This is a genomic window from Acidaminococcus hominis, from assembly GCF_900291475.1.
Taxonomy (GTDB): Bacteria; Bacillota; Negativicutes; order Acidaminococcales; family Acidaminococcaceae; genus Acidaminococcus; species Acidaminococcus hominis.
Genome location: NZ_OLMM01000004.1, coordinates 571,363 through 590,950 on the forward strand (window position 1 = coordinate 571,363; position 19,588 = coordinate 590,950).

Annotated in this window: 18 protein-coding genes; 2 read left to right on the top strand and 16 right to left on the bottom strand. The window is 49.4% G+C overall.

The window, feature by feature from the left end; all coding sequences use genetic code 11:
- Positions 1 to 21: 21 nt before the first annotated feature.
- The 5 genes from C7E10_RS06195 to C7E10_RS06215 all read right to left on the bottom strand — a co-directional run bounded on the left by C7E10_RS06195 (position 22) and on the right by C7E10_RS06215 (position 5,162).
- Complete coding sequence (locus C7E10_RS06195; protein WP_105326462.1) at positions 22 to 1,200, bottom strand: M20 metallopeptidase family protein; 1,179 nt, start codon at positions 1,198 to 1,200, stop codon at positions 22 to 24.
- A 35-nt stretch (positions 1,201 to 1,235) separates the two neighbouring features.
- Positions 1,236 to 1,943, bottom strand: coding sequence for a GntR family transcriptional regulator (locus tag C7E10_RS06200; RefSeq protein WP_105326463.1), 708 nt, complete (start codon positions 1,941 to 1,943; stop codon positions 1,236 to 1,238).
- An 84-nt stretch (positions 1,944 to 2,027) separates the two neighbouring features.
- On the bottom strand, positions 2,028 to 3,224 hold the full coding sequence (locus C7E10_RS06205) for a M20 metallopeptidase family protein (protein WP_105326464.1): 1,197 nt from the start codon (positions 3,222 to 3,224) through the stop codon (positions 2,028 to 2,030).
- A gap of 5 nt (positions 3,225 to 3,229) precedes the next feature.
- Positions 3,230 to 3,883, bottom strand: a complete 654-nt coding sequence (locus C7E10_RS06210) for an RraA family protein (RefSeq protein ID WP_105326465.1) — start codon at positions 3,881 to 3,883, stop codon at positions 3,230 to 3,232.
- Between the two features lie 28 nt (positions 3,884 to 3,911).
- Entirely contained in the window at positions 3,912 to 5,162 is a 1,251-nt protein-coding gene (locus tag C7E10_RS06215; RefSeq protein WP_146109047.1) for an SLC13 family permease, read from the bottom strand.
- A gap of 358 nt (positions 5,163 to 5,520) precedes the next feature.
- Between C7E10_RS06215 and C7E10_RS06220 the strand changes: the two genes are divergently transcribed.
- Complete coding sequence (locus tag C7E10_RS06220; protein ID WP_105326467.1) at positions 5,521 to 6,567, top strand: GntG family PLP-dependent aldolase; 1,047 nt, start codon at positions 5,521 to 5,523, stop codon at positions 6,565 to 6,567.
- 47 nt (positions 6,568 to 6,614) lie between these two features.
- On the opposite strand, the gene C7E10_RS06225 is transcribed toward C7E10_RS06220, so the two are convergent.
- The 4 genes from C7E10_RS06225 to C7E10_RS06240 form a co-directional block, all read right to left on the bottom strand.
- On the bottom strand, positions 6,615 to 7,577 hold the full coding sequence (locus C7E10_RS06225; RefSeq protein ID WP_105326468.1) for an aldo/keto reductase: 963 nt from the start codon (positions 7,575 to 7,577) through the stop codon (positions 6,615 to 6,617).
- 67 nt (positions 7,578 to 7,644) lie between these two features.
- Positions 7,645 to 8,445: an aldo/keto reductase gene (locus C7E10_RS06230; protein ID WP_105326527.1), complete on the bottom strand. Its 801-nt coding sequence runs from the start codon at positions 8,443 to 8,445 to the stop codon at positions 7,645 to 7,647.
- Between the two features lie 294 nt (positions 8,446 to 8,739).
- Positions 8,740 to 9,702 carry an NAD(P)-dependent oxidoreductase gene (locus tag C7E10_RS06235; protein WP_105326469.1) on the bottom strand — a complete coding sequence of 321 codons (963 nt, stop codon included), beginning with the start codon at positions 9,700 to 9,702 and terminating at the stop codon, positions 8,740 to 8,742.
- Between the two features lie 25 nt (positions 9,703 to 9,727).
- Positions 9,728 to 10,729 (bottom strand): hydroxymethylglutaryl-CoA lyase-like TIM-barrel protein, encoded by a 1,002-nt coding sequence (locus C7E10_RS06240; RefSeq protein ID WP_105326470.1) that lies wholly within the window; start codon positions 10,727 to 10,729, stop codon positions 9,728 to 9,730.
- A 116-nt stretch (positions 10,730 to 10,845) separates the two neighbouring features.
- On the opposite strand from C7E10_RS06240, the gene C7E10_RS06245 reads away from it, so the two are divergent.
- Positions 10,846 to 11,823 carry a LysR family transcriptional regulator gene (locus C7E10_RS06245; RefSeq protein WP_105326471.1) on the top strand — a complete coding sequence of 326 codons (978 nt, stop codon included), beginning with the start codon at positions 10,846 to 10,848 and terminating at the stop codon, positions 11,821 to 11,823.
- A 100-nt stretch (positions 11,824 to 11,923) separates the two neighbouring features.
- On the opposite strand, the gene C7E10_RS06250 is transcribed toward C7E10_RS06245, so the two are convergent.
- From C7E10_RS06250 to C7E10_RS06280, 7 genes are all read right to left on the bottom strand, one after another.
- Positions 11,924 to 12,952 (bottom strand): Ldh family oxidoreductase, encoded by a 1,029-nt coding sequence (locus C7E10_RS06250; RefSeq protein WP_158572318.1) that lies wholly within the window; start codon positions 12,950 to 12,952, stop codon positions 11,924 to 11,926.
- A gap of 446 nt (positions 12,953 to 13,398) precedes the next feature.
- A complete protein-coding gene (locus C7E10_RS06255; protein WP_105326473.1) occupies positions 13,399 to 14,214 on the bottom strand; it encodes a carbon-nitrogen hydrolase family protein in 816 nt (271 codons plus the stop codon).
- 329 nt (positions 14,215 to 14,543) lie between these two features.
- Entirely contained in the window at positions 14,544 to 15,371 is an 828-nt protein-coding gene (locus C7E10_RS06260) for a DUF6282 family protein (protein ID WP_105326474.1), read from the bottom strand.
- Positions 15,372 to 15,396: 25 nt separating this feature from the next.
- Complete coding sequence (locus C7E10_RS06265) at positions 15,397 to 16,650, bottom strand: SLC13 family permease (RefSeq protein ID WP_160101838.1); 1,254 nt, start codon at positions 16,648 to 16,650, stop codon at positions 15,397 to 15,399.
- A 224-nt stretch (positions 16,651 to 16,874) separates the two neighbouring features.
- On the bottom strand, positions 16,875 to 17,573 hold the full coding sequence (locus tag C7E10_RS06270; RefSeq protein ID WP_105326476.1) for a GntR family transcriptional regulator: 699 nt from the start codon (positions 17,571 to 17,573) through the stop codon (positions 16,875 to 16,877).
- A gap of 249 nt (positions 17,574 to 17,822) precedes the next feature.
- A complete protein-coding gene (locus C7E10_RS06275; RefSeq protein ID WP_105326477.1) occupies positions 17,823 to 19,091 on the bottom strand; it encodes a TRAP transporter large permease in 1,269 nt (422 codons plus the stop codon).
- Entirely contained in the window at positions 19,088 to 19,582 is a 495-nt protein-coding gene (locus tag C7E10_RS06280) for a TRAP transporter small permease (protein ID WP_105326478.1), read from the bottom strand. Before C7E10_RS06280 ends, C7E10_RS06275 begins: the two co-directional genes overlap by 4 nt.
- Positions 19,583 to 19,588 lie beyond the last annotated feature (6 nt).

A 19,588-nucleotide genomic window follows, 5' to 3' on the forward strand; every position in this document is an offset into this window, starting at 1 on the left:
CCTCCCCCTGTTTTCAGTGACTTAGCCCAGATAGTCCCGGGTAAACTGCACCAGGACTTTCACCCCTGTGGCCAAAGCCTTTTCATCGAATACGTTTTTCGGATTATGCAGTCCCCAACGGGTATTGCTGTCCTCATTGTTGCCCGTGCCTAAACGGAATTGGGCTCCCGGACACAGCTTGGGGAACATCCAGGAAAAGTCGTCGGACCCGGTGGAAGGATAGGGAATGGGTTTTACGTTCTCCGCTCCAATGGTCTCCCCGGCAGCCTTCACCACAGCATCAATGACCTTATCATCGTTAATCAGCGGCGGCATACCATCGTCCCATTTTACCGTTCCTTTGCCCCGAAAGGCCGCAGCCCCATGTTCCACAATCCGGTTGATTTCTTCATGCATCAGTTTCCGGCTATTGGGTTCCAGGGAACGCAGAGTTCCCACCATTTCCACCTTTTCCGGCACCACATTGCCAGCCTTGCCCCCATGAATGGAGCCAAAGGTCAGCACTGCCGGAAATACCGGCCGGTTCACCCGGGATACCACCGTTTGGAGTTCCGCCAGCAGATACCCGCTGATCATAATGGGATCCACAAAGTTTTCCGGGTGGGCCCCGTGCCCAGCCTTACCGGTTACCGTCACCGTAAGAAAATCTGAAGACGCATTGGCCGGTCCTTTGATGACCCCAATGGTTCCTGCATCCCATTCTGGAGAGCAGTGCAGCCCCAGCAGCACGTCCGGATGAACCTTTTCGTAGAACTTCGTTGCCAAGGTTTCCAAAGCACCATACAGCGCTTCTTCAGCCGGCTGGAAGATAAACAGCACATCACCAGCCAATTCGTCCTTGATTTCGGACAAGGCCTTGGCCGTGTACATCAGCACCGTCTGATGGATGTCGTGACCGCAGGCATGCATTACCCCTTCCTCACAGGAGGCAAAAGGCAGCCCTGTCTGTTCCACAATGGGCAGGGCATCAATATCTTCCCGCAGGCCCACTACCTTGCCGGGTTTGCCGCCCTTTAAGAGCCCGATGCAGCCCGTCTTCATGCCCACCTCCAGCACCTCAATGCCACAGTCTCTGAGGAACTTCTCAATCCGTTTGGTGGTCTCAAACTCCTTGTTGCTTAGTTCCGGATGCTGATGAATCGTGCGCCGCACCCCAATCATCTCTTGCTCATACTTCTCTACCAATGTGTTGGTATCCATATTCCAGCCTCCCATCCATTATTGCTTGACGGACCTTATTCCCGGTTCTTGTAGCTGGTCCGGTACTTCCAGTCCGCTGTCAGTACATAAAATCGTACGTATTCAACCAATCTGCCATCTTGCCCATACGTTTTCCGGCTTACCTGCATCACCGGAGTTCCCTCCGGCACCTGCAGCTGCTTTGCCGCTTCTCCCTGGGCCCCTACGGCTTCCAAGACTTCCGCCGTCTGCCCAATGGCCCGATGGTACTTATCATACAAGGCCAGCATGGAAGCAAAATTTCCTTCCTGCTGAATCAGCTCCCGTTCCAACCCGGCCACATAATGGTGCAAATAGTACAGGGGCTTGCTTTTATAATACCGAACCCGGGTTACCCCTGTAATGGTCAAGCAGTTTTCCAAACCCGGTTCTCCTTGTAAAAAGGCAGGCAGGGGTTCTTCCTCTACCTTTAAGGTTCTGCAATAGATCAGCGCCGACTTCTCGGAAAACTCCTGTCCAAAGCCCCCCAGATTTAAATGGGGCCAGGCCTGATGAACGGCTACATAAGTGCCTTTGCCCGGCCGGCGGACGATAAAACCTTCCAGTCCCAATTTTTCCAACGCCTGGCGTACCGGCGCCTTGCTGCTTTGAAAGAAATCGCTCAGCTCACTTTCCGTGGGCAGCTTTTCTCCTTCCTCGTATTCATGCTTTTGTATTTTTTGATACAGATATTGATAGATTTTTTCATGCAATGGTTCTGCCATATGTTCCACTCGCCTTCTTGGGTTATCCCCTTTGGAAAAAGGGTGCGCCGGAAAACCTTACATTTTCCTGCGCACCTCATTATATCATTTTTCCAGATAGGCAAGGGCAACAGAAGTCATTGCCGTAATACCCGTAGGCAGAGCTTTTTCGTCAAAAATAATGGCCGGATTGTGCATCCCCAGTTTGGACTGGGGATTGTCATTGGCCGTGCCCAAACGGTACAGCACCCCAGGAATCCGTTCCTGGTAGGCAGAGAAATCCTCACTTCCCAGGGAGGGTTCTGCCAGCTCGCTGACCTGTTCTTCGCCTAAGGCAGCCTTTACCGCGTTCCGAGCCAAATCCGTCAGTGCCGCATCATTCATAACCGGAGCCGGCCCCTTGGTGTAGGTAATCTTGGCTTCGCAGCGATACCCTGCAGCAATGGAAGTAATAATTCGGCGCAGCCGTACTTCCATGCTGTTGCGCACCTCCGTATCCGTGGTACGCACCGTTCCCTGCAAAGTAACGGAAGGCGCAATCACGTTCCGAGCCGTACCGCCCTGGATTACGCAGAAGGAAACCACCGCGCCCTTGGTAGGCGGCAATTCCCGGGAGACAATGCTCTGCACCCCTTGGATAACCGCAGCTGCAGCCACAATAGGATCCACACAGTTGTCTGGATGGGCCGCATGACCGGATTTTCCTTCGATAACCACATCTAAAGAATCCGCCGAAGCCATAAAGGAACCAGCTTTAAAGCCAATGGTACCTGCCGGCAGGAAAGGCCAAGTATGAAGCCCAAAAATAGCGTCTGGCTTAGGGTCGTCCAGGACACCCCGTTCAATCATGCTTTCGGAACCACCCAAAGCTTCTTCCGCACATTGGAAAATAAACTTCACTGTACCTGGCAGATTTTCCCGGACCTGGCTCATTGCCCGGGCCGTACCCAACAGTACAGAAGTATGCAGGTCATGGCCACAGCTATGGGCCACCCCGGACTCCAAGGAGTGGAAAGGCAGTCCGGATTTTTCGGTCATGGGCAGAGCATCGATGTCCGCCCGCAGAGCCAACACCTTACCGGGTTTACCACCTTTCAGAACACCCATTACTCCGGTTTTTCCTTCCCAGGTAGTTACTTCCACACCTGGCAGTTTTTCCAATTCTGCAGCAATCCGCTGGGTTGTTGCAAATTCCTTATAACTCAGCTCCGGATGCTGATGCATATTCCGGCGGAAAGACCGGATATACTCCTGATCTTGTTCTATAAAGGCTTTCGCCTCTACTTCTAATAACGCTTCCATCCCGCTCACGCTTTCTCAAAATATTTGTAGTTTCCGTTGATATGGGGCAGGCTTTCTCCAGCGTCAATGCGCTTTTTGGTAGCCGGTTCGCCATTTTGTTTGGCAATGGCCCGTTCGCCGTATTCCTTGGCAAACTTGGGATCCACTACGAAAATGCCATCATCATCAGCCACCACCAGGTCACCAGGTTTTACCACTACATTCTGGATAGCAATGGGTACATTGATCATGCCTTCAATACCCAGGCTGCGGGTAGTCAGGGCGCTGACGCCATAGGAATAAATCAAGAGTCCCATTTCCTTCAAGGCTTTCACGTCTGTAATGCAGCCATCAATAATAACCCCAGCCACGCCTTTGGTCTTATAGGCATAGCCCACCAGTTCGCCCAAAGGAGCCCGGTCGTATTCACTGCAAGTATTGACGCACAGCACATCTCCCGGTTTTACCACATCCACGGCCTTATGGATGGCAATGGAATCCATATGGGGCAGCTGCACCGTTACCGCATTGCCCACAAAATGGAAGTTGCTCTGGAAGGGCTTTAGCCCGGTAATGAAACCAAAGTCAGTCATATGACCAATGGTAGAAGGACAAACCTTTTCATACAAATCCAATAGTTCCGGAGTCACACCTTGTACACGTTCATTCAGCAAAAACATTTTTCAAGACCTCCTCAAATTTTCTTCTTTATTTCATAAATTCGTAAAAATACCAGATAATGGTGGAAGCTACCAGCCAAGCCAGGGTTACCAGCGGCAGGCCCACCTTGAAATAATCCTTGATTTCATAGCCGCCGGGTTTCCACACCAGCAGGTTGGGCCCAGTGCCAAAAGGTGTGCAGAACGCCAAGGAAGATGCCACGGCAATGGCCATAACCACACCCCGAGGATCCAAGTTCAGGGATTGGGCGTACACAATGCCCAAGGGCAGCATAATAGCGGACAAGGACGTGCCCATCATAAACTGGGTCAGGAAAGCCGTCAGGCCGGAAATCAAAAGGATTCCCACATAGGGGCTTACGGAAGAGGTATATTGACCCAGGAAACCAATCAGCATTTGGGTTACACCCGTCTTTGCCATAGCGCCGCTCAAGGGGAACACACCGGCTACCAGGAACAGGGTAGGCATACTAAAAGAAGAAATGGCATCATCTACGGTAATGCATTTGGTAACTACCACAATGATACTGCCCAATACAGCAGCCAAATGGAAAGGCATAATCTTGGTAGCCATAGCTACCACCAAAATAATGAAGACCAGAGACGTAATCACCATGCCCCGTTTATCCTTCTTGGCTACCGGCGGTACATCGTCATAACTGGTTTCTACTTCAGGGAGCATTTTGCTGCCAATAAAGTACATATACAGCCCGCCGATAATGGTAATGGGGAGACCTACTTTGGTAAATTCAAAGAAGCCATAGCCTTGATACCCGGCTTTTTCCAAGAGGCCGCTGGCAATGATATGGGGTGTGGTACCCACAAGAGTGATAGTACCGCCCATGGAAGCAAAGAAAGCCAAGGTCATGTAAATCCGGGACAGCTTCACATGGGCCTTTTGGGCCATAGCCCCTACAATGGGCATCAGGCACCCGGTGGTCCCTGTATCGTTCAAAAAGGCGCTCATGCTGGCAGAAACTACCGCCACACTCAGGGTCAGCCGTCTTTCCGTCCTGCCAATCAGGTTAATGATGGTACTGCCGATGGTGTCTGCCAGGCCGGTTTTCATAATGGCCCGTCCAATGACAAACATACTCATAAAGAACATACAGGTTGAATTGGAAAAATCCGAAAAAGCCGTTGCCGGATTCAAAATCCCGGTCAGCGCAAGTATTGTAGGAATCGAAATCCCCACGATAATCGGATCAGCAATCTTCCAATTCAGGGCAATAAACACCCAGAAAAACAATCCAATTACCAACCACATTTGCCAAGTCACTGCAATCTCCTCCCTATTTTCAGCGTTGCTGAAACATTATAATATTATAATATTATATGCTATAAACCTGTTTCAACTTTTTCCTTCTATAGGGAAATGTTCGTATTTTCCTTGTTATTTTTCGTTTTATTTTATACACTCATGTACCTGTTATTTTGTGTATTCTTTTGTTACAGTGCTTTTACACGCGTACTTTTGTCTTTTTAAATTTTACTTTTCTCATTTTCGACACATATAAGTTCGTTTATATGGACAAATATTTATTTCTTTCCTCCCTTTATTTTATTCTTTGCACTTCTCCTATTCTACACTATAATAAAATTGTCTATTTTTTTATTCCCTGTTACGGAGGCCCCCTATGATTGATTTGCGCAGCGACACCTTAACCCAGCCTGACCTGCCCATGCTGGAAACCATCCTCACCGCCCCGGTAGGCGATGACGGACGCATTGACGAAAATGGCCGGGGCGAGGACCCCACGGTAAACAAACTGGAAGACCTGGCAGCTTCCCTTACCGGCAAGGAAGCGGGGCTGCTCTGCTGTTCCGGCAGTATGACCAATCTGACGGCCCTGCTTACCTGGTGCCGGCCAGGAGACCGTGTACTGGTCAACAATCTCCAGCACCTGGACAAAAGCGAGAAAACCGCTTTTTCTCCCCGCTTTGGCCAGCTCCAGCGGGCTACGTACCCTCTGGATGAAGATTTCCAGCCGGACCTGAATGTCATTGAAGACCAATTGAAAAAAGGCGGTATTTCCCTGCTCTGCCTGGAAAATACGCATAATTTCTCTGGCGGCACCTGCATTACGGAAGAAAGCCTGAAACAGATCTACACATTGGCCCAACAGTACCACGTGCCCGTCCACACCGATGGCGTGCGGATTTTTAATGCCGCCCTGCACCTTAAAACCACCGTGGCCCGGCTGTGCCAGTACACGGATTCCGTAGATTTCAGCCTGTCCAAGAGCCTGGCGGCCCCCATTGGCTCCCTGCTCTGCGGCACCAATGCCTTCATCCGGGAGGCCCGGGATACCCGGAAAATGATTGGCGGCGGTATGCGCCAGGCCGGCATCATTGCAGCCCCCGGCATTTATGCCCTGGAGCACAACCGGGACCGGCTCCAGGAGGACCACGACCACTGTGCCCTGTGCGCTTCCCTGCTCCAGGATTTGAACGCCATCGTATCCCCGAACCCCAAAGCCGTCCAGACCAATATCCTGCTGCTGGATGTCACCCCCACCGGCCTGTCCAACCACGAATTCTGCCGCAAGGCCAAGGAACAAGGCCTCCTGATTAACCCCATTTTGGACAAATTCGTCCGGATGATTTTCTACAAGGGCATTACCACCGAGGATGTCCGGGCTGCCGCCCAAATCCTCCATACCATGGATAAAAAGTACCGCTAAGACAAAAAAACTGCGTGACACGAAGCCTGTTCGTGCCACGCAGTTTTTTAATACCAATCGTGTTTCTCGTTCCGATTCAGTGCCGCAATTTGCGCCATTTCCTCGTCCGTCAGGCTAAAGCCCAACAAATCCAGATTTTCCCTGATATGCTTGGGATTGCTGGAACCGGGAATCACCACCACGCCCCGCTGGAGATTCCACCGGAGAATCACCTGGACAGGCGTAACCCCGTGGGCTTTGGCAATGGCCGCCAGGGTCTTATCCCCCAGCAGTTCCTGGTTATGCCCCCGGCCGCCCAACGGATACCAGCCCTGGACCGTAATACCCAGTTTCTGGATATAGGGCACCACGTCCGGCTCCTGGTAATAGGGATGGATTTCGTTTTGCACCAGGGCCGGCGTAATCTGCACCTGGGGCAGGAATTTCTCCAGCTCCGCCTGGTACCAGTTGGACAAGCCAATGGAGTGGATTTTCCCCGCTGCCACCGCCTTTTCCATGGCCTGGTAGGCTTTCACATCCCCTTCCCCGGGATGGTGCAGCAGCAGCATGTCGATATAACCGATATTCAGGGTATTGAGCGCCTGGGTAATGGCCGCCTCAGGGTCCCCATACTGGCTGGGATACAGCTTGGTAATCACAAAGATTTCCTCCCGGGGCACCCCGCTGTCCCGGATGGCCCGACCCACTGCGGCCTCGTTGTTGTAGGCGTAGGCCGTGTCGATCAGCCGCCCTCCCGCTTTGAGGAAAGTAGTAATGGAATCGTAGCACACCTGGTCGCTGAGGGAATAGGTCCCCATACCCATAATGGGCATTTTATAGCCGCTGTTGAGCGTCACCGTGCCAGCTTTCAAATCAAAATGGCCGGGATTGGTTTCCCCAGCCGCCGTCTTTTCTCCGACCGCAGGCGCAGCCGCCTTGCTGCCAGCCGAATTACCCTGGGTCGTTTGGCCGCAGGCCGTCAGCCCCAGCACCAGCAGCAGCGTCAGGGTCATCGTTAAGAGTTTTTTCATGCTATGCCTCCCATAAATGACTTGTCAGCCCAAGACGACCGAGATTCTGCCCGGCCCGTCAAGGTCCTTAATACCACCCAAACAAGGAACGGCCTTCGTTCAACGTGCTAAGCTGGGCCATATCCTCCGGCGTCAGTTGGAAATCCAAACAATGCAGGTTCTCCTCCATACGCTCCCGGTGCACCGATTTGGGAATTACAGCAATCCCGTTCTGAAGCAGATAGCGCAGCGCCGTTTGGCCGGCCGTCTTGCCGTATTTTTCCCCAATCTGGTTCAGCAGCGGCTGGGCAAAGATATTATGCCGCCCCTCGGTAAAAGGCCCCCAGGACTGCATCTGCGTGCCCTGGCGGTCCAGCTGCGCCTTGAGTTCCAGCTGCGGATAATACACATGGGCTTCCACCTGATTGACCGCAGGCACCAGCCCACACTGTTTCAGGAACCAGTCGTAAGCTTTAGGTTCAAAATTGGATATGCCAATGGCCCGAACTTTGCCTGCTGCATAGGCTTCCTTTAGGGCTTCGTACATTTCCAGCGCCTGCTCGTAGGGTTCATGAATCAGCAGCAGATCAAGATAGTCCGTTTGCAGCGCTTCCAGGGATTTGGCAATGCCCTCCTTGGCCTTTTGGTAGCTGCAGCTGGGACGATAGAGCTTGGTAGTAATAAAGACGTCTTTCCTGGCAAGGCCGCTTTCCCGTACCGCCTGCCCCACAATTTCCTCGTTCCCGTACATTTGGGCCGTATCGATTAGACGATAGCCCACCTCCAGCGCCGTTAGAATCACCTGTTTGCCGGCCTCACCCCGTACATCCCAGGTTCCAAATCCCACCGCTGGCAGCTTCACCCCATTATTCAGCGTAAAATATTCCATTCCTGCCCCTTTCCCGGCAACCCTGAAAGCGTTGCCGCCGTTTTGCACGCAGCTGCCGGGAGAGCCAAACCCGCTCCCAGGCGCCAGCGCACAATTCTAATTCCATTATAAAACCCACTCTGCAAAATGCAAAATAGCAATCCGTCATTTTTCATTATGCTTTTTTCGAATGATAATACCAAAAGCCCCAACTGCGTCCCGCTCCCAGCAGCCGACAAAAGAGACTGCCTGGCACGAAAAACTTTCTGCCAAGCAGTCTCTTTTTATAAAGGAGGAGTGTTTTTTATTTCAAGCTTACTTTGCCGGATTCACCACGTACTTCGGTGCTTCTCCATTCGCCAGCCGCTTCAGATTTTCTACAATCATGGGCATAATAGAATCGGAGATATCATTGGTGGTGCCGCCAATATGGGGCGTTACCACAATGTTGGGGTCGTGGAGCAGCGGGTTCTCCTTGGAAATGGGGGATTCCTCGGTGCAGTCCAGACCAGCGCCATTCAGTTTACCGCTCTTTACAGCTTCCACAAGCACGCTGTCGTCCACAATGCCGCTCCGGGCAGTATTGATGACAATGGCGCCGTCCTTCACCTGCTTGATATTGTCGGCGTTCAGCATATGCTTGGTGCCGTCAGTCAGGGGCACATGGTAGGTAATCACATCGGAAGTGGCCAGCAGGGTATCATAATCCACATAGGTCATATGAAAGGCCTTTTCCATTTCTGCCGGCAGCCGGAACGGATCATAGTACTGGGTGGTGGCACCAAAGGCCTGTACCTTCTGAGCCACCTGACGGCCGATGTTGCCGCCGCCTACAATCCCCACCACCTTGTGGTTCAGGGAGCTGCTTTGGGCCGTGTACAGTTCCCGGCTCCAGACCCCTTCCTGGAGCTTCCGTTCATGGCAGATCAATTTCCGGCCCACCGCCAGCATCAGTATCACTGCCAGTTCGCTGACCGCATAGGCATTGGCCCCCGGCGTATTGCAGACGTCCACGTTCTTTTCCCGGGCTGCTGCCACGTCTACGGCATCATAGCCCACGCCCCAGCGCATAATCATTTTCAGCCGGGAAGAGAAACGCTCGATCACCGGCCGCGGCATCTTCAAAATCCGCAGCACAATGGCGTCCACGTCATTTTCCTTGGCAAATTCTTCTTCGGTCACCACGGCCCGGATGTTGATGTCCGTACCCTTTACCATAGCCTGCATTCTTTCCAAAGTCCCTGCAGGGAACGTCCCTGCCAGCAATACTTCAAACATTCCATTTACCTCCTTAGCCCTTGGCTTATGCCTTGATTTCCCCAGCCACCTTGCGAATCAGGTCTTCAGACGGATTCTTCCGGTCAATAACCGCCGTATGCACCATCAGCTGGTACAGGTTAACGCCCGTTTCTGCTGCCACCTTCTTGAACAAAGCGCTCTTGGAGGAGTGCAGGCCGGTAATGCCCAGTACCAGGTCAAAGGGCGTAATGGGGTTATGGTAATCATGGTCCTTCTTCATGATGGGTTCCAAGTCATCGTTGATGAATTGCAGCAGGCTGTACAGGTTGATGTGTTTCAGTTCCCCGTATTTTTGCAGCACCGCAATGCCCGCTTCCGTAGGCAGGTTCCCAGCGCTTCTGGCCATCCCCATGAGACCCCCGTCCAGTACGGAAGCGCCGCCCCGGTAGGCAGCCAAGGCATTGGCCGCAGACAGGGCCAGGTTGTTATGACAATGGAAGGCGATGGGAATGCTTACGCTCTTGGTCAGCAGTTCCACGGTCTTTTCCACTTCGTCCGGCAGCATGCAGCCTGCAGAGTCCATAATGGTAAATTCATCCAGGCCGGCCGCTTCCAGTTTCTTGGCGGATTCTGCCAGTTCTTCCGGAGAAACGATGTACGCCTTCATAGCAGAATAAAACGCCTTCATGCCGTTCTTTTTGATGACCTTAATGGGTTCAATAGCCAGATCCGGTTCATCGGCATCCACGCCCACCCGCAGGAAAGCCAGGTGATTGGCAGCAGCCAGTTCCACGTATTTTTGGCGATACCGTTTGGCGTTCAGGAACATCCCCACCTTGCCCGTAGCCGCATACGGCTGCATCAGCTCCAGGTACTTTTCATCCGTTTCCGCCTTGGTGAAACCAGCCACTTCGTAGGCCCCAATGCCGCCGGAGTTGCCCATTTCAATATAGTCCACATTGCAGTCAATCAGTGCTTTCAGCATCATAGAAGTCAGATTGGCATCAAAGCCCTTGCCCACCACATTGCCGCCGTCACGTAACGTACAATCCAAAATTTTCAACATAGGAAATAGCCTCCCAGTACTTTTCTTTTATCTGTATTTACGGTATCATATTTTTAAACAATGATAAAACAGTATTTAATTGCAAAATCGACAGCTATCTGATTGTGGAGGAAAGTATGAGCTTACTAGGTTTTGAGTATTTCGTAGAAGTTGCCAAAGAAGGCAATATTTCCAAGGCAGCAGAAAAGCTGTACATCAGCCAGCAATCCCTGAGTGCCCACATCAAACGCCTAGAAAATAAGTACGGAGTAACCCTATTTGAGCGGAAGCCCGCCTTCCGCCTGACCCCTGCCGGGGAAGCCATGCTGTTCTACGTCCAGCAGATGCTGCGGGAAGAAAAGGACATGACGGACCGCTTTGCAGACCTGGTCCAGGGCCACTACGGCACCCTGCGCATTGGCGCCTCCCGCCAGCGCAGCGAAGCCTTTTTCGGGGACATCTGGGAACGGTACCAGGAAAAATATCCCCATATTGAAGTCCAGATTAAGGAATACAACAGCGACCAGCTCCTGGACATGCTGCGCACCCACCAGATTGACCTGTGCGTGGGCCTGAACGTGCCGGAGGCTCGGGATATCCAGGTGGAACCCCTGGTGGAAGAACACCTGTGCTGCGCCCTGAGCAAGTCCCTGCTGCTGCAGTACCGGCCGGAAACCGGAGAACAGGATTTCCAGCACTACCTGAAGGAAGGCGTGGACCTTCTGGAGCTCCAGGATCTCCCCTTCTTCCACCGGCCGGAAACCAACCAAATTCGCGTAGCCATTGACCAAATGTACGCCGCCCACTCCGTCTATCCCCACCACGTACTGGAAACCAACAACCAGCGCCTGATGCTGCGGCTGGCCTCCTATGGGGTCTGCCTTATTACCCCAATTTACCTATACTTATGCTGGCAAAGCCAAAGTGTCGCTCTGGGCATGCCCCAGATTGTAAAACTCAAGGGAGACCTGCCTTCCACCATCGTTAGTATTGTCACCCTGAAGGATCAACAGCTTCCCCAGTATGCACAATTTATGCTGCAGCTGATCCGGGAAGAATTTAATCGATACAAACGAATCATTAACGACCTAGGAGATTTCCCCCTAATTTCCTAATTACCCCAGCCGCTTATGCTAAAATCACTATAAAAAATACAGCAGTAACGCCATTTTACGTAACTGCTGTATTTTTATGTTTATTTATCACTAAACTTCCTTATTTTTTTGCATATTTTTGATAGCACTCTTTCACAGTATTCCAGGTCTTTGTCAAAATCTGAAGAGTATCTCCATAAACCTGCTGCTGTACCCTTTCCGGTTCCCCGGGAATCTGAATCTTCATTCCTGTACGAGGCCGGCTGTCCCGGATTTTATCAAACCAATTCTGTGCCCTTTGTTCAAACTCTGCCACCGGCAGAAAATGAGCAATATCCACAGCGTAAAGGAAGTGTCCGATATCCGCTTTTCGGTTGGCATCCACCACCGAGACAGATTCGCAGCTTAAATTGGCTCCTGTCAGCAATCCGCACATAGCATCCACAGCCATAGCCAGTCCATACCCTTTATGTTCCCGCATGGGCAGCAGGATTCCCTTTAAGGCAGCGTGGGGATTATCTGTATCCTGCCCTTGGGCATCCAGCGCCCAGCCAAAGGGAATCTTCTTTTCTTCCTTGGCGTAAATCCGGATTTTCCCCTTGGCCACAGCACTGGTAGCCATATCAGCACAGAAGATTTCGTTCTTTGCAGGGAAACCTATGGATACGGGATTGGTGCCAAACAATCGGTCTAAGCCGCCATAGGGGGCTACAGTAGGGCCAGCATTAGTAGAACAAAAACCCAGGCAGCCCTGTTTCGCCATATACCGGGTATAATATCCTGCGGCGCCAAAATGGTTAGAATGATGAACAGCTGCAGCACCAATACCATATAACTTGGCCAATTTCACTGCCTCGTCAGCCGCTTTCATAGTAACTACCTGGCCCAGCCCATAACCACCATCAATTTGGGCAATAGCTCCCTGCTCATTGATTTTGATTTGAGGCACCGGTTCAATCTGCCCGCTTACCAGTCGGTCCACGTAATCCTTTAACCGGATTAATCCATGGCTTTCTACCCCGCCAGCTTCTGTATCAATCAAGATTTCTGCGGTTATTTCCGCGTCCTTGGCAGGAACTCCCAGCCCTTCCAAAATGGAGACAGCCGTTTCTTTGGCTTCTTCCAGTGACACCGCTACCCGTTCTTCCATGCCTACCACACGCCTTTCCCCCAGTTTTTTTTAGTCCATGCGGAGTCCAAGAGATGATTCTCTGCTTCTTAAATCCTAGCATCTTCTATTTAAACCCACAAACAGTTTTTCCGAGGGAATTGCACAACCTAAAAATTGACGCTGCAGCAAAGAAAGCGGAACAGCAGCGTTCTTCGTATAATACCTGCCATAGCCAGCTTGGTTTACCATGTTATTTTTATAGATAACGAATTGGCATAGTTTCCAGCCTTCCTCAGAATCCTAAGTTGAAATACAAAAAAACGCAATTTTTATCATTTCAACCGGGAAAGCGGCAGGTGAGAACCAAAAAAACGCAATTTTTTGATTCTCACCTGCCGCCCAGCAATAGAAAAAAGCATCGCTGGAAAGGACTAGACCCTTCCGGCGATGCTTTTTTATTTATGCAGTTATCCAGCGTTTTCCGCTTATTTTACCAGATATACGTCCGGTCTCCGGTTCTTGAAGGAGGGGAGCTTTTTCCGTACGCTCTTGATCCGGTCGGTATCAATCCGAACAGGAATCAATTCTTCTTCTTCACTGCCGCCGCCCACGGATACGCCCATAGGATCTACGGCAATGCTTTCGCCCAGATAGGACGGGCCGCATTGGTCGCAGGCCAGCACGTACACCGTATTTTCTACGGCTCTGGAAGTAATCAGGGTCTTGAAATGCAGGCTCTTCAAATCCCCTTTAGCCCAGGCTGCCGGCATAATGATAATGTCAGCCCCTTTGGCCGTCTGGTCCCGGGCCACTTCCGGGAAACGGATTTCATAGCACAGGAACATCCCAATCTTGCCAAAAGGCGTCATTACCGGGTTGAACAGTTCATTCCCCGGTTTCGTGTCAGCAGATTCCTGGTGGCCAAAAGCATCATACAAATGGGTCTTTCTGTAGGTACCTTTGATTTCCCCGTTGTTGTCCACCATAACGCTGGTATTGTAGTTCCGGTCATCATTGTCATCATGCACCGTTTCGTTCATGCCAAAGACCATCCAGACCCCGTATTCCTTGGCCAGCTTTCTCATAGCCGTAACAAAGGGACCATTGATAGGCTGGGATGCAGAAAGAATGGTCTTCCGATCCGTTCCTTCCGGATATTGGAACATAAACCGTTCCGGGAATACCATAAAGTCCGGGTTATATTGGGCTTTTGCATCTTTAATTGCCTGTTCTGCCTTCTCCAAATTATCTTTAGGATCTGGAAGCGCTTGTAATTGAGCCATCACAAATGTACTTTTCATATCGTTAGCTTTCCTCCCTCAACGCGATTGATTTACGCCATCTTTCTTAATTTTTCCACACTTTTCCGGTTTCGTCAACCAATAAATTATTTATATTTTGACTATTTGGAATAGACGTTTCCTATAAGAGAAGCTTTTCCTTCTTACCTGTACTCCTTAGCCCTTACGCCATACGTCCAGCTTGCAATACCAGCGTTTAAAACTCGTATGAAATGTAATAACTGTGACTTTTTTCACAGTAATAAAAGCTCCCCATGAGCCAGTGTTTCAAACGCTAGCCTATGAAGAGCTAAAATAATTCAATTTTCAACAAGATGGTTTAACTGCGCTTACGCAAGGCCCAGCAGTTTCTTTTGGTTAGTCTTGGTCATTACTTCCATATCGGCTTGAGAAATGCCATGCTCCAGCAAATATTTCATGAAAGTGAAGTAAGCATCGCTCCAGTCCAAGTTGTTGACCTGCCCCACATCTGTAGCCAGTATGGTACTGGCTGCACCCACTTTTTGGATGTTTTCCAGGGCAATAGGCATATGCTGATGCATCGGATCCAGCATACCGAAGGTCCGTTCAAAGTATACGTCATACTGGGTAAGGTTCAGCTGCTGTTCTACCGTCAATTTTGTTCGGAACAATTCCGGATGGTTGACAATAATTTTCTTGACGCCCACTTCTTTTGCCTTGTCCACTACGGCAACCATTTCCGTATAGTCGATATGCCCTGTAGCAAGAATTATATCGGCATCCGCAATAAGCTTTAAAATTTCGACCAACTCCGCCCGTACATGCCCCCAAGTATCCAGGCAGTACAGACCTCCCCTCTTTCCCTTGCTTTCGCGATCATTTAAGGAAGACAGTGTGGGCAGCCAGACAATCTTACCACCCAAATGAATGGCTGCATCCACTGCATAGGGATTAAAGCCGCCAACCCACTGGTTCAGCGTGATACCGCCAAACACATCCAGGTCATCATACTCCTTATTCACTAACTGGGCTCTTGCAGCCGTTTCCATCGCATGAGATTTAATCACAATGCAGCGAGCTTTATACTCATGGGTCTGCTTGGCAATCTCAAAATCATCAAAACGCCGTTTCGTATAAGGATCCGGTGCCGTATGAATATGCGTATCAATAATACCGTTCAAAATCGACTTGTCCATTTTTTCTCCTTTGCCTGTCTTACGCTTAGAACCACTTCAGCGGAACAATAATCATCACCAAAATAAAGTTGATGATTGCAATAGGAAGGCCCACCTTAAAGAAGTCCGTAAACTTGTAATGGCCAGGTTCTGCAATAACTGTCAGAGACTGGGTACCTACAGGAGTCAGGTACGCCGCGTTAACGCCTACAGCCACCACGATAGCCATAGCCAGCGGGTCAACATTTACGCTATTAGCAATAGAAATAGCTATGGGAGCCATCAGTGCCATAGTAGAAATATTGGACAGGAACTGGGTCAAAGCCATGACCACTAGGAAGAAGACTGCCGTAATCACATAGGGATTGGCATTGCCGCCAATTACACTTACTACCCAGTCAGCAATCAATTTGGCACCGCCGGTCTTGCTGACAGCACCGCTGACTGCCATCATGGCACCGCAGATTACCACCGTGGTCCAACTGATGCTGCTATAGGCCTGTTTAGTGGAAATACACCCCGTGAGAATCAGGATCAACGCTCCAATACTGGAAATCATGTATAGTGGGAAACTCTTGGGTGCAAAAGCCATGCCAATAACTACGGCAATCAGGATAATACCAGAAATCCACATCTTTTTGGTATCTGCCATGGTATCATCCACGATTTCGATTTTGCTCATATCAATATCATAGTTGGGAATTAGCTTCTTGCCCAGGGTGACCATGTAAACCACCGTTGCCAGAGTCAGCGGTACACCAAGCCAAGCCAGTTCCACAAAGCCAATGCTCTTGCCAGTCATTTCATTCAGTACTGCGCTAGCTATAACAGAAGTTACCGTACCTACCAGCGTCAGCATAGCACCTACTGCAGCCCCATAGGACATGGGCATCAACAGCCGGGATGGAGAAATATGGCTGGTCTTGCACATACTTAAAACAATGGGCATCAAGGTCATAACCACGCCGATATTGTTGCAGATGGAAGACAAGAGAGCCCCCAGCAGGGTAACCGTGATGATCAGGCCATTTTCCGAATCACCGGTAACCTTCAGAAACGCCATACTGATTTTTTTCGCCAAGCCAGTATAGAATAGAGATGAACCTACAACCATCATGCTTACCAACAGAATGGTGGAAGTTCCGCCAAAACCAATAAAAATATCCGGGTACTTGATCAAACCCAGCAAGCCGCATGCAATTGCACCTGCCAGAGCAACCATATCGATGGGGAAACGGTCCCAAACCAATACAATCGCTAGAACTAAAATTACCAATAGTGACATCGCCGCCGCACTCATCATAAACGCCTCCTCAAATAATTTTCTTCTATTTGCATTATAACGATATACCCATGGAAGAATCCAACAGTCTTTAGCGGCCAGATTAACAACGTTTTTGTTGTGTATATTCCAAATTATTACAGCAATTGTACGATTTGCGTATGCAATAGCTTTAGAGAGCGAAAAAAACAGCAGGGAAATCGCAAAGATTTTCCTGCTGCTTCCTATCTTTTCTTTTATTTCTATTCTGCCAAAGAAATAATATTGACCAACGTTCTCTTAAACGTATGCTTCATGTGATTCTTCATCGCGCGCTTGGCTTCTGTGGGATTCCGAGCTTCCATGGCATTCAAAATTTTAAGATGTTCTCCAAATACTTGTTTAGCCGCCGTGCGGGTAGCAAAAGCTCGTTGGGTTTCAATCCGCAGGAAATTTTCCCGCAATTTTACGTTCAATTCTTCCAGCCAGCTGTTTCCCGTTGCGGCAAAGATTAAGGCGTGAAATTTATAATCCAGCCGATACAGCACACTGGATTCACTATCTGCGCCAGCGTCCAACATCTCTTGATAAAGTTTCTTTAATTCGTCAAACTGCGCATCCGTGATTCGTTCTGCTGCCAAAGAAGCGCCAAAAATTTCTATTTCCTGCCGGAGTTCAATAATTCCCAAGGCCTCCTGGCGTGTAATCTCGACAACTTTAAACCCTCTGCCACGAACAAATTCAATAAAGCCCTCACTTTGCAGCTCTATAAGTGCTTCTCGTACTGGAGTGCGGCTAATACCCAATTGACTGCAAATATCATCTTGAGAATAGACTACATCCAACTTCAACCGCCGATATAAGATAGCATCCTTAATTTGGCGATAGGCTTGGTTTTTTAAGCTATTGGTTTTTAGCGGGCCTTGATTTGTAAATAGAGACTGATCCGGTTTTTCCGTCATACTGATAACTCCCTGTAAATATTCCAATTAGTGTTACTATTATACAACAGAATCAGAAAAAATTCCGGGCGATAATTTTTTTACTCAACATATTGGTATTTTGTTTCTATGCCTCCCTATCGTAAAAATTCCTTATTTCTTGCTCTCCACTTTCTCTCCCGACCTTCATACACATAAATAGGGTGCATCCAAAACGGACACACCCTATTTATATGACAAATTGTACGAAACGCTAGGTTTTGGCAGGAATTACTTGAAGATACTGGGCAGGAACAGTGTCAAACCCGGAATGTAGGTTACCAAAAGCAGTACCACCAACAGAACACCCAGCATGGGCAGCAGATCATGCATCTGGTCCTTCAGCGAAATCTTGGCAATAGAACCCGATACGAACAGGCATACCCCCAAAGGAGGAGTACACATACCGATGGTCAGGTTCACCGCAATGATTAAGCCAAAATGTACCAAATCAATGCCCATAGCTTTTACCAGAGGGATAAACAGTGGAGCAAAGATTACGATGGCACTAGTAGTATCAATAAAGGTCCCCGCAATCAGCAGGATAATGTTAATAACCAGCAGCAATACATATTTGTTATGAATCGTTGCCTGTAGGAAGGCCGTTACCACTTGAGGCACCTGGTTTACAGTGATTACCCAAGTAAACAAGGAAGCACAGGCTACTACAATCAGCACCTGACCGCTGCTCTTAGCACTGTTGACCAGGGCTTCCCAGAAGGTCTTCCAATTCATTTGGTGGTAAATCAATACGCTGACCACCAGAGCATAGAATACAGCAACTGCACCAGATTCAGTAGGGGTAAAAATACCGGTCATGATGCCGCCAATAATGATGATGGGCATCAAAAGTGCGAGTACCGTATCTTTGCCTGTTGCCAAAATTTCTTTAAGCGTAGCAGCCTTTTCACGGCCTACATAGTGTCTTTTCTTGCCAATAAAGTAGCAGAAAATCATCAGACCGATACCCATTAGGATACCAGGAACGACACCGCCGATAAACAGGGCACCTACGCTGACATTCGCCAATGTGCCATATACCAGCAAAGGAATAGAAGGAGGAATAATCGGTCCAATAGATCCGCCACAAGCCAGCAGTGGTGAGCTAAAGGTATAATCATATCCTTTTTCCTTCATGAGCGGAATCATAATCCCGCCAATGGCAGCCGTTGCTGCGATAGCAGAACCGGTAATTGCTGCAAAGAACATGCAGGCCAGGATACTTACCATGGCCAGGCCGCTGGGCAAATGCCCCAAAAGGGTATCTGCAAAATCCACCAGGCGCTTAGACATCCCACCTCTGAACATCAATTCCCCGGAAAGCATAAACAAAGGAATTGCAATCAGGGCGATACTGTCCACCCCGCCAAACATCCGCTGAATTACAATCAACAGGTTAAAGTCTTGACCAGCCAGAACCCCTACGGACACCAAGCCAAGGGCAAAAGAAATGGGAATACCAACCAAGAACAGGGCAAATAAAGCGAGGATAATACTCATGCTTCTTCTCCTCCTTCCTTTAGCTCTTTAATCTGTGCCACAATATTTTGGATTACATAGAAAATCATGCAGATTGCAGAAAGAGGAATCCCTGCATAATAGTAAGTCATAGGCAGCAGCAAATATGAGGTAGTTTGGATATACCCCATCTGTGCAAAGGAAAAACCAAAGTTCACCAAGAAAATGAAGAATCCCATCAACACAAAATTGATAATGATTTCAACGATTTTCCGGTTTCTCTTGCTAAGCAAGGTCAGCAGCACATCCACGTTCAAATGAGAATTATCTCGAACACAATAGGCAGCACCAAAATAAATCATATACGTGAAAGCCAACCGGATAACGTCCTGTGACCATGGCAATGGAGAATGCAGCACATATCTAAAGATAACAGCCAGAAACGTTACAACAAAGATGACGCAGGAGGACAGCCCCAGCACAAAGCGAATCAACGCTGTGAGAATCCGATCAATTCCGGAAAGAATGTTCATTTGTGC

Coding starts and splice junctions, on each gene's coding strand:
- C7E10_RS06195 (WP_105326462.1), bottom strand. CDS start 1,200: ATGGATACCAACACATTGGTAGAGAAGTATGAGCAAGAGATGATTGGG.
- C7E10_RS06200 (WP_105326463.1), bottom strand. CDS start 1,943: ATGGCAGAACCATTGCATGAAAAAATCTATCAATATCTGTATCAAAAA.
- C7E10_RS06205 (WP_105326464.1), bottom strand. CDS start 3,224: ATGGAAGCGTTATTAGAAGTAGAGGCGAAAGCCTTTATAGAACAAGAT.
- C7E10_RS06210 (WP_105326465.1), bottom strand. CDS start 3,883: ATGTTTTTGCTGAATGAACGTGTACAAGGTGTGACTCCGGAACTATTG.
- C7E10_RS06220 (WP_105326467.1), top strand. CDS start 5,521: ATGATTGATTTGCGCAGCGACACCTTAACCCAGCCTGACCTGCCCATG.
- C7E10_RS06225 (WP_105326468.1), bottom strand. CDS start 7,577: ATGAAAAAACTCTTAACGATGACCCTGACGCTGCTGCTGGTGCTGGGG.
- C7E10_RS06230 (WP_105326527.1), bottom strand. CDS start 8,445: ATGGAATATTTTACGCTGAATAATGGGGTGAAGCTGCCAGCGGTGGGA.
- C7E10_RS06235 (WP_105326469.1), bottom strand. CDS start 9,702: ATGTTTGAAGTATTGCTGGCAGGGACGTTCCCTGCAGGGACTTTGGAA.
- C7E10_RS06240 (WP_105326470.1), bottom strand. CDS start 10,729: ATGTTGAAAATTTTGGATTGTACGTTACGTGACGGCGGCAATGTGGTG.
- C7E10_RS06245 (WP_105326471.1), top strand. CDS start 10,846: ATGAGCTTACTAGGTTTTGAGTATTTCGTAGAAGTTGCCAAAGAAGGC.
- C7E10_RS06250 (WP_158572318.1), bottom strand. CDS start 12,952: ATGGAAGAACGGGTAGCGGTGTCACTGGAAGAAGCCAAAGAAACGGCT.
- C7E10_RS06255 (WP_105326473.1), bottom strand. CDS start 14,214: ATGAAAAGTACATTTGTGATGGCTCAATTACAAGCGCTTCCAGATCCT.
- C7E10_RS06260 (WP_105326474.1), bottom strand. CDS start 15,371: ATGGACAAGTCGATTTTGAACGGTATTATTGATACGCATATTCATACG.
- C7E10_RS06265 (WP_160101838.1), bottom strand. CDS start 16,650: ATGAGTGCGGCGGCGATGTCACTATTGGTAATTTTAGTTCTAGCGATT.
- C7E10_RS06270 (WP_105326476.1), bottom strand. CDS start 17,573: ATGACGGAAAAACCGGATCAGTCTCTATTTACAAATCAAGGCCCGCTA.
- C7E10_RS06275 (WP_105326477.1), bottom strand. CDS start 19,091: ATGAGTATTATCCTCGCTTTATTTGCCCTGTTCTTGGTTGGTATTCCC.
- C7E10_RS06280 (WP_105326478.1), bottom strand. CDS start 19,582: ATGAACATTCTTTCCGGAATTGATCGGATTCTCACAGCGTTGATTCGC.